Annotated in this window: 8 protein-coding genes and 1 pseudogene; 5 read left to right on the top strand and 4 right to left on the bottom strand. The window is 67.6% G+C overall.

The window, feature by feature from the left end:
* The first annotated feature begins 59 nt into the window (after nucleotides 1–59).
* The 5 genes from ASB57_RS27735 (at nucleotide 60) to ASB57_RS27715 (ending at nucleotide 6,392) form a co-directional block, all read left to right on the top strand.
* Nucleotides 60–563: a sigma-70 family RNA polymerase sigma factor gene (locus tag ASB57_RS27735; protein ID WP_057655084.1), complete on the top strand. Its 504-nt coding sequence runs from the start codon at nucleotides 60–62 to the stop codon at nucleotides 561–563.
* Entirely contained in the window at nucleotides 560–1,579 is a 1,020-nt protein-coding gene (locus ASB57_RS27730) for a FecR domain-containing protein (protein ID WP_057655083.1), read from the top strand. The genes ASB57_RS27735 and ASB57_RS27730 overlap by 4 nt, the downstream gene beginning before the upstream one ends.
* Before the next feature lie 121 nt (nucleotides 1,580–1,700).
* Complete coding sequence (locus ASB57_RS27725) at nucleotides 1,701–4,274, top strand: FepA family TonB-dependent siderophore receptor (protein WP_156414288.1); 2,574 nt, start codon at nucleotides 1,701–1,703, stop codon at nucleotides 4,272–4,274.
* Nucleotides 4,275–4,378: 104 nt separating this feature from the next.
* The gene (locus tag ASB57_RS27720) at nucleotides 4,379–5,299 is read left to right on the top strand and encodes a LysR family transcriptional regulator (RefSeq protein ID WP_057655082.1); all 921 of its coding nucleotides are present in this window, start codon (nucleotides 4,379–4,381) and stop codon (nucleotides 5,297–5,299) included.
* A gap of 16 nt (nucleotides 5,300–5,315) precedes the next feature.
* Nucleotides 5,316–6,392 (top strand): hypothetical protein, encoded by a 1,077-nt coding sequence (locus ASB57_RS27715; protein WP_057655081.1) that lies wholly within the window; start codon nucleotides 5,316–5,318, stop codon nucleotides 6,390–6,392.
* Here ASB57_RS27715 and ASB57_RS27710 read toward each other — a convergent pair.
* From ASB57_RS27710 to ASB57_RS27695, 4 genes and pseudogenes are all read right to left on the bottom strand, one after another.
* Nucleotides 6,389–7,135, bottom strand: coding sequence for a DUF2894 domain-containing protein (locus tag ASB57_RS27710; protein WP_231755271.1), 747 nt, complete (start codon nucleotides 7,133–7,135; stop codon nucleotides 6,389–6,391). The genes ASB57_RS27715 and ASB57_RS27710 overlap by 4 nt on opposite strands.
* 320 nt (nucleotides 7,136–7,455) lie before the next feature.
* Nucleotides 7,456–8,082, bottom strand: a pseudogene (locus ASB57_RS27705) (OmpA family protein); the annotation flags it as partial.
* Nucleotides 8,079–11,474, bottom strand: a complete 3,396-nt coding sequence (locus ASB57_RS27700) for a DUF802 domain-containing protein (RefSeq protein WP_057655079.1) — start codon at nucleotides 11,472–11,474, stop codon at nucleotides 8,079–8,081. The gene ASB57_RS27700 and the pseudogene ASB57_RS27705, both read right to left, overlap by 4 nt.
* 9 nt (nucleotides 11,475–11,483) lie before the next feature.
* Nucleotides 11,484–12,212, bottom strand: coding sequence for a DUF3348 domain-containing protein (locus ASB57_RS27695; RefSeq protein WP_057655078.1), 729 nt, complete (start codon nucleotides 12,210–12,212; stop codon nucleotides 11,484–11,486).
* Nucleotides 12,213–12,481 lie beyond the last annotated feature (269 nt).

Below are 12,481 nucleotides of genomic sequence, written 5' to 3'. Positions count from 1 at the left end.
TTTAGAATTATGAACTTTCCCTGAACGGCGGTGTCGCGCCAGCGGCCATCCTCATTTCCGTGTCTGAACAGCTCGCTCCCCTCGATATCGAAACGCTGTACCGCCACCATCACGGCTGGCTGGTCGGCATGTTGCGCCGCAAGCTGGGCAATCGCGAAAACGCGGCCGACCTGGCGCAGGACACCTTCGCGCGCCTGCTGACCACCACGGCCGCCGTGCAACCGCGTGAACCGCGTGCGTATCTGTGCACCGTGGCCAGCCGCCTGGCCGCCCAGTACTTTCGTCGCCAGGCGCTGGAACGCGCCTACCTGGACGCGCTGGCCCAACAGCCGGAAGCCCATGCTCCCTCGACAGAAACGCGCGCCCTGATCCTGGAAGCACTGGAGGCGATCAGCCGGGTGCTCGACGCCCTGCCGCAACGCACGCGCGCCATTTTCCTGATGGCGCAGCTGGACGGGCTGACCTATCCCGGCATCGCCGCGGAGTTGAACGTCACGGTGAACGTGGTGCAGAAAGCCATGATCAAGGCCTTCCAGCACTGCTATCAGGCGGTGTATCAATGACGCGCTGCGCCGCTGACGCGTCGGTCCCCTTCCAGCCGCGCGACGGCGGCGGCCCCATCGCCACCGCCGTCGTGACCCAGGCCGCCGTCTGGGCCGCCACCTTGCAATCCGGCGTCGCCACCGAAGCCGAACGGTGCGCGTGTTTGCGCTGGCGCCAGGCCCATCCCGAACATGAACGTGCCTGGTGCCGCATGACCGGCCTGGGCGCGGACCTGCGCGACGGCACGGCCGGACTGGCGCCGCCCATGGCGCGCGGCATCCTGCACGCTGCCGCCACACCGCGCCGGCGCGCGTTGAAAGCGGCGTTGGGGCTCGCCGGCCTGGGCGCGGCGACACACCTGGCCTGGCGCGAGCTGCCGTTGCCCGCCTTCGCGCTGCTGGCCGACTATCGCACCGGCACCGGCCAGCGCGAAACCGTGGTGCTGGAAGACGGCACCCGGGTCATGCTGGGCACCGCCAGCGCCATCGACGTGCGCTTCGACGAGACGCAGCGCCTGCTGACCCTGCGCGCGGGCCAGATTCTGGTGGTTACTGGCGCCGACATGCAACATCGTCCCTTCGTGGTGGCCACCGGCAGCGGCAGCATCCGGCCCGTGGGCACACGCTATACGGTGCGCTATGAACCGCGCGTGTCGCCCCTCGTTCACGTCGCCGTGCAAGAGGGCGCGGTCGACATCCAGACGCGCGACTCCGCGCGCACCTTGCGCCTGAGCGCCGGCGCGCAGACAGCCTTCGATGCTCGCGCCATCGACGTCCCCCGCCCCCTGGATAACGCGTCCGTGGCCTGGACGGACGGCATGTTGGTGGCCGAGCGCATGCGGCTGGCGGACTTCGTCAAGGAGCTTGGCCGCTATCGCACGGGCCATCTCGCTTGCGAAGACGACGTGGCCGACCTGCTGGTATCCGGCGCCTTCCCCGTGGACCAGCCCGACGCCGTACTGGGCGCGCTGCAGGAGATCCTGCCCTTGCGGGTGAAGTACGTGACGCGCTACTGGGTCACGCTGGCGGCGCGTTGAAGCGGCATGTGCAAAGAAAGTTGTAACGGCCAGGCAGGTTTCCCGATCTCGTGCATCAACAGGACTAGAAGCGGCGTGCGGACCACGCCGATCCCTGTGTGAACGAAGGAAAGGAAAACTCATGATGGCGATCCGTGGCGCGGCGACTATCGCGCAACGCACCCCTTTCAAACGGACCGTGGCGTCCCTGCTGCTGCGGGCGGCCACCGGCGCCGCGTTGGCGAGCACCACGTCATTCGCGCTGGCCCAGGCCAGCCCGGGCAGCGCGACCCCCGCAGGCTCCGCGGGCACCGACGCGGCCACGCGCAGGGCACCCGATGCCAATGCCGCTCCGCGCGACTACGACATCGCCGCCAATTCCCTGGATCAGGTGCTGAGCCGCTTCGGCCAGCAGTCCGGCGTGATGGTCGCCATCAATCCTTCCCTGACCGCCGGCAAGCAGAGCCCCGGCCTGCGCGGCCGCTACGCGCCCGCCCAGGCGCTGAGCGCCCTGCTGACGCCGCACGGCCTGCAGGCGGTGCCAGCCGCCAGTGGTGGCTACCGCCTGGTCGCGATCCCGCAGGCGGCACCCGTTTCCACCGCCAACGCGCCTGTCTACGATATCGACGCCGTGCAGGTGCTGGGCACCGCGGAAGAAGAGCTGAAGCAGTCCCTGGGCGTGTCTGTCATCACGGCGAAGGATATCCAGGAACGTCCGCCCGCCAACGACCTGTCCGAGCTGATCCGCACCGTGCCCGGCGTCAACCTGACCGGCGCCAGTTCCTCCGGCGCCTACGGCAACCAGCGCCAGATCGACATCCGCGGCATGGGCCCGGAGAACACGCTGGTGCTGATCGACGGCAAGCCGGTGCAATCGCGCGAAGCCGCGCTGATGCGCCGCAGCGGCGAACGCGATACGCGCGGCGACACCAACTGGGTGCCCGCCGAGGCCGTCGAGCGCATCGAAGTGATCCGCGGGCCGGCGGCGGCGCGCTATGGTTCCGGCGCGGCCGGCGGCGTGGTCAACATCATCACCAAGAAGCCCACCGACAAGTTCACCGGGTCGGCGACCACCTACTGGAGCTTCCCCGACAGCAGCGACGAAGGCGCCACCAAGCGCTTGAGCTTCAACCTGGCGGGCCCCTTGTCGGAGAAATTCTCCTTCCGCCTGTACGGCAATATCGCCAAGACGGATGCCGATTCGCCCGACATCAATTCAGGCCAGACGGTCAGCACCAATGCCGCCGGCCGCGAAGGCACGCGCAACAAGGACATCGACGGCCTGCTGCGTTGGGACATCAATCCCGATCACGTCGTCGAGCTGGAAGCGGGCTTCAGCCGCCAGGGCAATATCTACACCGGCGAGTATCCGGTCAGCACGTCGGACTCCGCCTTCATCGAGCAACTGGCCGACGATGGCGCCGAGGTGCGACGCACGTATCGCCAGACCGCATCGGTCACCCATCGCGGCAAATGGGGCACCCTGGGCGATTCACGCCTGACCTTCCAGTACGAAGGCACGCGCAACCTGGATTGCGTCAAGGGCACCGCCGGGGGCCCCGAGGGCAGCTGCACCGCGCCTTTGAACTTCAATGAATCGCGCCTGGAGAACTACTACACCAACGGCGAGCTGCACACGCCCTTCACCTTGGCGGGATTCAGCCAGGTACTGACCACCGGTTTCGAATATCGCCATCAGCGCCTGAACGATCCCAACTCCATCCAGCAGTCGCCGCCTACCGGCGTGGCGGCGGTAACCGACCCCATCTCGCGCGCGGATTCCTACGCCTTGTATGTGGAAGACAATATCGAGATCGCCCAGCCTTTCATCCTGACGCCGGGCCTGCGCTTCGACCATCACGACCAATTCGGCAGCAACTTCAGTCCCAGCCTGAATGCCACGTATGAGGCCACGCCGCAGATCACCTTCAAGGGTGGCATCGCGCGCGTGTTCAAGGCGCCCAATCTGTACCAGTCCAATCCCAACTACTGGTACACGACGCGCGGCAACGGCTGCCCCGTGGGCGTATCGGGGCCCTGCTATATCCAGGGCAATGCCAGCCTGCGGCCCGAGGTCAGCGTGAACAAGGAAATCGGCGTGCAGTGGAACAACCACAATGGCACGGATGCCAGCCTGACCTACTTCCGCAACGACTACAAGAACAAGATCGTGGCGGACATGTACAGCCAGACCACCACGGCCTTCCCGTCCTACAAGTACTACCAGTGGTACAACGCCGGCGAGGCCTTGATCCACGGCCTGGAAGGCAACTTGAACATTCCCCTGGTGGGCGAAGGGGGCGATACGCTGAAGCTGCTGAACAACTTCACCTATATGTTCAGCAATGCCAGCAAGGAAACGCATCAGCCTTTGAGCGTCATCCCCAAGTACACCATCAACAGCACGCTGGACTGGCGCGTCACGCAATCGCTGCGCGCGCAGGCGACCGCCACGTTCTATGGCCGCCAGAAGGCCCGCACCATCACCACCACCGGCGCGGACGCCACCGGCGATGCCCTGGCCAGCGTCAGCCCCTATGCGATCTTCGGGCTGGGCGGCAGCTATACCTTCGACAAGCACTACCGCCTGGGCTTCGGCATCAACAACCTGTTCGACAAGACCATAGAGCGCCGTTCCAACAACAGCTCGGCCGGCGCCTATACGTATAACGAGCCTGGCCGGGTGTACTACCTGACGGCGACGGTGTCGTTCTGACGGGGCGCGCGTGCCCGGGTGCGAGCACCCAGGCGCGCGCTGCCACTAAGATAGGGGCCTGCGATGGCCTCACAGAAGTGGCCGCGTATCGAGGAGACACGGCCATGAATCTTTCCCTGCGCCACATGCGGGCTTTTTCCGCCCTGGCTGAACTGCGCAATTTCACGCGCGCGGCAGAGCACTGCTGCCTGACCCAAAGCGCGTTCAGCGCGCTGATCGCCAATCTGGAAAGCGATCTGGGCGTGCGGCTTTTCTCACGCAATACCCGAAATGTGGAATTGACCGCCGAAGGCGAGGTCTTCCATCAGATCATCGCGCATCTGTTGCCGGAGACCGAGCGCGCGTTGACGGAAATGCGCGATCACGTGGAGCGGCGGAAGGGCAAGGTGGTCATGGCCGCCCTGCCCTCCATCTGCGCGGCCATCTTGCCCGACCTGATCGCCGAATTCAGCGAACGCTATCCCGGCATCTCGGTGCAGGTGCAGGACGTGGCCAGCACGGTGTGCCTGGACATGGTGCGCAATCGGCAGGTGGACTTCGCCCTGTGCGCCGCGGTGTCGCCCAGCGTCGACCTGGACATCGAGGTACTGGCGCGCGACACCTTCTACCTGATCTGCCGCGATGACCATCCGCTTGCTTCGCGACGCCAGCTGGACCTGAGCGACGTGGTCGAGCTGCCCCTGATCGGCTTCGAGAGCAACAGCAGCATCCGCCAGCATCTGGACGCGGCCATCTATCCGCGCCAATGGCGGCGGGCGCATCAGGTCAACAGCCTGTCCACGGCGGCCGGTTTCATCGCCGCCGGACTGGGCGTGACGGTGGCGCCGACGCTGGCGCTGTACCAGTTCCGGCTGGCGGGCTTGCGGGCCGTGCCCTTGAACCTGCCTATCAATGAACGCGACATCTGCCTGGCGCGCCGGCGCGACAGCACCGATTCGCTGGCGGCGGAAGCCTTCATGGATTTGCTGCGGGCCGGGTTGAAGCCGGCGGTACACGCCTTGGCGCCGGTTCCAGCGGAGGCCTGATCGCGGCGCGGCGGCTATGATGGCGCGCATGATTCCCGTCGCCTTGCCTTCCGCCGCGTTTTTCTTCCTGATGGCCGCGTCCTTTTGCGCGCTGGCTGGGCTGGCCTGCTGGCTGGGCATGCTGGCGATAAGCAAGGGGTGGCGGCGTGCCTTGCGTGGCGCGCCCGTCAAGCACGGCGTGGGCCTGCTGCTGGTCGTGCTGCTCAGCGCGCCTGCCGTCGCCTATCTCTACGTCATCCGGAGCATCGATCAGGAACACGCCAAAGAAGCCGCGGCACGGCGGATGACCCTCAGCGACACCACCCGCATCGGCGCCCTCGACATGCCGGAGGGCACGCGGCTGACGTTGCGCCGCGCGGGGGAACCCGAGACCTTCACGCTGGCCGAGTTTCCGCGACCCGTCGCGGTGGGCGAGGTCCAGGCCACGCGGGTCAGACGCGAGCTGACCGATGAATACGATTCGAAGACCTACGCCGCCAAGGCGACCTACCCGACCGCCTTGGCCGCGACCGGCGCGGGCGTGCAGCAAGTGGACGGCTGGCGCTGCGATGCCGCGCGTGGAGTGACGTTCGACACGGCGCGCGACGGCACCCTGACGCGGCTGGCGCACTGCGCGTTGGCGCAGGGCAATACCGTTGCCACACCAGGACGTGGCGATGGCCATATCGACTTGCCCGCGGGCACCGACCTGCGCGCCAGCAGCGGCAACCGTTATGTCGATGGGTTCACGGACGCAGACCGTTGGGAAGTGCAGCCGCCGGAGGGCACGGTGCTGCAGGTTGCCGGGCTGGCGCTGCTGGATCCCTTGATCCGCCTCGATGCCGACCGCCGCTACTTCGAGTTGCCGACGGCGACCCTGGCTTGCGATCTGGTGCTTGGGGAGATGCACTACGCGACGGGCACGAAGGTGCGCTCGGCGCCACGCAACTGGCGGGGCAAGCATCCTGATGTCTGGGTCTTTTCGCCGTGGGACGGCCAGCCCGCGCGCCGCGATGGCCATGCAGACGTGGGCGGAAAGCAGTCCGTGGTGCAAGCGCCGGATGGCACGGTACTGGCGGTGGTCGACAGCGAGTCGGTGGGGGTCTTCCGCTAGGTGGTCTTGCGAGCGGGCTTCGCGGCGGTCTTGCGGGCGCCGGCAGCACCCTTCGCTGGCTTGGCAGGCGCCTTGCCAGCCGACTTCGCGGCGGCCTTGGCGTTGTCGCGTGGCGGGACGGCGGGTACGACCATGGGTTCCAGCCACGACATCACGTCGACGTAGGCCAGGAAGTGTTGCAGGTACCCGGGGGCCAGCTCGCGCATCAAGGCCAGCGACCGATGTACCAGGTGGCTGGAATTCAAGGGCCCGGCATTGTCGGGGACTTCGAACTGCGACTCCTGCACGCGCAGGGACGCGCTTACCCGCGACCAGAGCTGCTGGAATTCGTCGAGCAGCGGCAGTTCCGGATAGTGCGCGGTCCACGGCAAGGCGGACTTGTTCTTCGCGGCGTGATCGGTGAGTTCCTTGCTGAGCTCGGTCAGGGCCGTGACGGGACGCGGCGCGCGGGTGACGCGTACAGTGCCCGGCGTACCCGCAGTGTTCGGACTGTTCGGGATGCCCGACGCTTCCGGGCCAGCCTGTTCGACGATTTCCGGGGCAGGCGCGAGGGCGCCCGCGCTTTCAATACGCGCCGCGTAGTCCTTCATCAGCTGCGCCAGACGCGCATCCAGGCGCTGCCTTGCCTCGCCTTCCTGCGCGACGGCGCGGCGCGCCAGTCCTTCCATGAAGACAAAAGCAACGATATCCAGACGCGCCCAGCCCTGCTCGCGCCAGGCGGCAAGTTGCAAGTCGGGCGTCATGTCCGCGTCGCTCATTTGTGCGTGGCAGCGCCGTGGGTTTGCTTGGCCTGCTTCGCAGGCGGGGCCACGCCGGGCTTCTTGGCTGAAGCCGAAGACGCGCCGCCGGCACTGCCGGCCGGGGCGGCAGGCGCTTGCGCGGCCGGGGCCGGCGCCGAGGCGGCGTCCGCATCCGGACCGGGTTCGGCCTTGGCCGCGGCAGCCGCCGCAGGCGTTGCAGGCGCAGCAGGCGTCGCAGCCGCAGGCACGGGTGCCGCAACCTGCGCCGGCGCGGCAGAGCCACCATTGCTATTGGCGCCGGTGGCGCCCTGGTCAGTCTTCCCATCCGCGGTCTGCCGCGGAATCGGCGCGATTTCCACCCGGCGGTTCTTGGCGCGGCCGCCCTCGTCGTCGTTCGACGCCACGGGCTGCTCCGAACCGAAAGCGGCGGCGAAGATGACCGTGCGCGGCACGCCGGCTTCGATCAGCGCGCGCGTGACCGTCAACGCCCGTTGCGCGGACAGGTCCAGGTTGTCGGCGAAGCGCCGGTTGCCTTCATGAATCTGCTGATTGTCGGTAAAGCCGCTGACCATCAGGATCTCGGCATGGTCCTGCAGATACCGCGTCAACGGCAGCACCAGGCTCTGCAAGACCTCACGCCCTTCCGGCTGCAACTGATCGGAGTTCAGCGCGAACAGCACGTTGCCGCTGATGCCGATGCGGCCATTGACCAGCGTGATGCGCCCTTGCGCCAAAGGCACCGCCAACGCTTCTTCCAAGGTCTCGCGGCGTTGCGTTTCTTCCTGCCGCTGCTTGACCTCTTCCTGCAACTGGCTGCTCAAGTCCAGCTGCATGCCGATCACGCCCAGCAGCACCAGCACGAAGGAACCCAGCAGCACCGACATCAGGTCGCCAAAGACGGCCCAGGTCGGCGCTGAAGTTTCGACGCCGGCGTCGATGTCGTCGCTCATGCCGCCTCGGTACCGTTATCCGACCGCGCGACCGCCAACTGCTGCAAGTCATCGATGATCTGCTTCTGCGACATCAGGCTCAGGTCCACCACTTCGCGCGCCTGCGCCACGTAGTAAGCCAGTTGCTCGTCGCTGCGCGCCAGCGATTTATCCAGCGCGGCTTCGATGCGCTGCAGCTGTTCCACCAAGGCGCCATTGGACTGCCCGAACAGCTGCACGGCGGCGCCGAAGGCCTCGCCCATGCTGCCGATCTCGGCAGCGCTGCCGGTGACCTGGGCCGCGATGCAGGACAGCTTGCCCGTCTCGGCTTCGACGTGGCCGGCCAGCTTGCCGGTTTCCTGTTCGACGTGCGCCGTCAGCTTGCCCGTCACGTCCTCGACATGAGCCGTCAAGGCATTGGTCTGACTTTCCACATGCGTGGTGAAGCTGCCGCCGATTTCCTGCATCAATTCGGCCGAGCGCGTGACCAGGGCATCGACGGCCCCGCGCTGCTCGTTGGCGGCGTGGTTGACCGCGTCCAGCAGCGTCGCCACGGTTTCCAGCAGACGGCCCCGCTCTTCCAGCATCGCGTTGTCGCGTTCCATGCTGGCGGACAGGTTGTCGCGCAATTCGGAAATCACGGTGGCCGCGGCGCGCGGCGCCTCGGCGGCGGCCTGCAGCAGGCCGGCGATCTCGGCGACGGTGGCGCGGGCCTGGTCTTCGGCTTGCGCGGACATGTCGCGCGCGGCCTGGGCCAGGGTGTCGCTGATCTCTTCCGCACGCATGGCGGCGCGGTGTTCGACCTTGTCCAGTTGCTCCTGCAACTCGGTGGTCATGCCGGCCAGCGTTTCGCGCCAGGATTCCAGGCGTTGTTGATCCTGGGCCGTGGCATCGGCACGGGCCTGGGCCTGGTCTTCACCCAAGGTCCGCAGCAGGGCTTGCGCGCGCTCGGCGCCGGCCTGCTCCTGTTTGGACAAGGCGTCCTGCCAGGTCTGCGTGACGCCGGACGTGGCGCTTTCCAGGTGCAGGGCGACATCGCCCAGCAGTTGTTCGGTGCGGGCTTCGAAGGCGGACGCGTAGCGGTCCAGCGTGGTGCCCAGGGCCTGGGCCAGTTGCTCGCTGTCCTGCTTGTGCTGGGCCAGGGCGTCGGTCCAGACCTTGGCGACGTCGCCGGTCGTGGTCTGGAAATGGACGGCCAGGCCGGCCAATTGTTCGCGCACCGACTCCGTGACCGTGGCCCGCCAGGTGGCGGTCTCGTTGGCCAGGCCGTCCAGGGTGGCGCGCACGGCGGGCTGGATGGCCTCGCCAGCAATGCGGGCGCTGATGCCGATGTTTTCCTGCAGGGTCTGCTGGACCGCGCCGGCCAGGTCTTCGTAGGCCGTGGCGGAACGTTCGTGCAGGGCCTGCTGGCTGGCGGCGAGACGTTCGGCCAGGGTTTGTTGATGCTGTTCCAGACGCTGATGCAGGCCTTCCTGGTCGGTGGTCAATTGCTTGGCCAGGGCCTGCTGGTCGGTCGTCAGTTGCTTGGCCAGAGCCTGCTGGTCGGTGGTCAACTGCTTGGCCAAGGCCTGCTGGTCGGTCGTCAACTGCTTGGCCAGGGCTTCCTGCCCGCCGGCCAAGGTGCCGTTGAGGCCGTCGTAGCTCGCCGTCAGCTTGTCGCTCAGCGTGCCATAGCCGTTTTCCAGCTTGGCGGCCAGGCCGTCGTAGCCGCTTTCCAGCTTGTCCGTGAGCGTTGCGTAATCCTTGCCCAGCTTGCCGCCGAGGTCGGCATGGCTGGCGCTGAGCTGCGCGCCAAGGTGGGCCAGGCTGTCGCCCAGCTTGCCTTCCAGTGCCGCGTGATTGGCGCTGAGCTTGTCGTTCAATGCCGCCTGGCCGGCGACCACGGCGACCTGCAGCGTCTCGAAACCGCCGCGGATGTGGTCGCTGAGCGCGGCCTGGTTGCCGACCAAGGCTTGATGCAGCTCGGCTTGGCGGCCAGTCATGGCCTCGTGCAGCTCGGCCTGGCGACCGGTGATGGCTTCGTGCAGCTCGGCATGGCGGGTGCTCTGACGGCTTTCCATCGCGTCCAGCTGTGCCAGCTGGCGCTCGGCCTGGTCGGCCTGGCCCTGGACCAGAGCGGTGCGCAGGGCTTCGTGGCGTTCGTCCAGTTGTCCGTTGAGCACAGCGTGATTCGCGGCCAGGCGCTCGTGCAAGCCTTCCTGGCTTTGGCCCAGGCGCGTATTCAATTGGTCGAAGCCATCGCCCAGCTTGCCGCCCAGGCTCGCCAGGCTGTCTCCCGTGCTGCGGCCCAGTTCGTCCAGCCGGCCACCGACGCGCTCGGTCAGGCTGTCCAGCCCACCGCCGACGCGTTCGCTCAGGCTGTCGAAGTTGCCGCCCAGCTTGGCGGACAAGGACGTCATGCCAGCGCCCAGGTCCCCGCTCAGCGCCTCGAAGTCGCCCGCGATGCGCGCGTTGAGCGTGTCCAGGCCACCGCCCAGGCGATCGCCCAAGGTTTCCAGCCGGCCGCCAAGGCGTTCGGTCAAGGCATCCAGACCTCCGCCCAGGCGTTGCTGCAAGGCTTCCTGCCCCGCGCCCAGCCTTTCGTTCAAGGCCTGATGATCGCCGACCAGCCTGGTGGTCAGGGTTTCATGATTGCCGGTCAGCTTGGCGGTCAAGGCGGCGTGGTCCGCGGCCAGGCGTTCGGTCAGTGTCTTGCTCTGGATCTCCACCGCTTGCGCCACGGCCTGCAAGCGTTCCACCAGGGCCGGCATCAGCTCGGCCTGGCGCTGCATCAAGCGGAACACCTCTTCACGTTGGTGCTGGCGCGAATGGCCGCCCATATTCAGGGCGATGCGCGTATCCAGCGCCTGCGAGACCAGGATGCGGTCGCGCCGGGCCAGCGCGGCCAGCAAACCGAGCGCCGCCGACGTCGCCACGCCGGCCACCGACGTGCCGAAGGCGAAACCCAGGCCCATGATGGGCGCGGCCAGGGACGCACGTATGCCTTGCAGATCCGAAGCCGCTTCCAGGGCGCCGCCAGTGCCCCGCAGGGTCGCGACCATGCCCAGGAACGTCCCCAGCATGCCCAGCAGTACCAGCAATCCCACCAGATAAGGCGCCATCGTCGGTCCGGGCAAGGCGACGCGTTCGCCCTCCACCCGCAGCCGTACGGCATTGCGCAGGCTGGGATGCAGGCGGTCGAGCCAGGCGCCCAGGTCCGCCGTCGGGCTGGCGAGGTCGCCGATCCCGCGCGCCAGCGTTGCCGTCGCGCGCTGGTAGCGCTGCAATTCGAGCACGCCTCCCAGATAGAAGGCGGCGATCAGCAGCGTGACCACCAGCGCCAGCGTATTGCTGTTGGCATAGCCCGCGCCAACCCAACCGACAACGGCCAGACCGGCCAGGAATACAACGAGATTGATCAGGTATTTGGACATAGTGTCCCGTTAGCAGGCACGAAAGGCGGAAAGCAGCCCCTCGACCGGTTGTAAACGAAGTGCCAGCTCGGCGTGCATGACGGCGCGCAAGTCCCTGCGGAAGGCGTCCAGCCAGGCGCCGGCACGTAGCGGCGCCGGCCGCTGGGCGGCTTCCGCCTCGGCCAAGGCGTTCTGTTCAGTCTGGCGCAGGTGCCGGTAGCGTATTTCCAGCAGGCCGGGGACGCCGGCCAGCAGATTGTGCTCGCGCGCGCCCAGCACCCGCTCCATGACGGCGTCCAGCACCGCCAGGCGTGCCATATCGGCCGCCCCGGCGGCGAGCATCGTGCGCAGGCGTACGCGCAGACTGGCGATGGCGTTCTCCATCGTCTGCTGCAGCGTCAGATAGCGCTGGCGGTAAATGGCGAAGTCCGTCGGCTCTTCCACCTGGACGCCGCGTCCCGTAGGCGATGCACGCCGACGGGGCGTGAAGACGCCCTCGATGGATTTTTCCAGATATGCACGGACGTCGGCACAGGCGCGGACTTGTTCGTCATCCTCACCACGCGCGCTGGCCGGAACCGCGGGCGGGTCGCCATCCAAGGCCGCCGACAGCGCGATGGCATCGGTCCACGCCAGCCAGGAACCCAGCCGGTCGGTGGGCGACTGCCCCGGGGGGGTGGCCTCGATATCCGTCAAACGCGCGAGCAGGCGGATGAGCGCCGGGCCGCTGAGACCTGTGCGCCGTGGTTGTTGCCCCATAGCACCCGAGTCAAAAACCCGAGAGTATAACGCCCCCCCGTACCGCGCGGAGCGCGGGGGAAAGGCCCCCCACGCGCTGCGCGCGCCCCCCCAGGGGGCGACACCGGCGGACCGGGGGACCCGGCTCCGCGGTGTCCCCGATGGGTTTGGGTTCTTAGCGCCATTTTGGGCAGGCCGCCGCGAGGGCGGCACTGGTGCCCCGCCGTCCGGCTGGCCGGGGCCGGATGCCCGGCGTCCCCTATAAACTGGGCCCCTTTGGCACCAGGAGT

Origin of the sequence: Bordetella sp. N (assembly GCF_001433395.1) — a bacterium.
Taxonomy (GTDB): Bacteria; Pseudomonadota; Gammaproteobacteria; order Burkholderiales; family Burkholderiaceae_B; genus Bordetella_C.
This window is presented reverse-complemented; position numbering and strand designations above follow the sequence as displayed.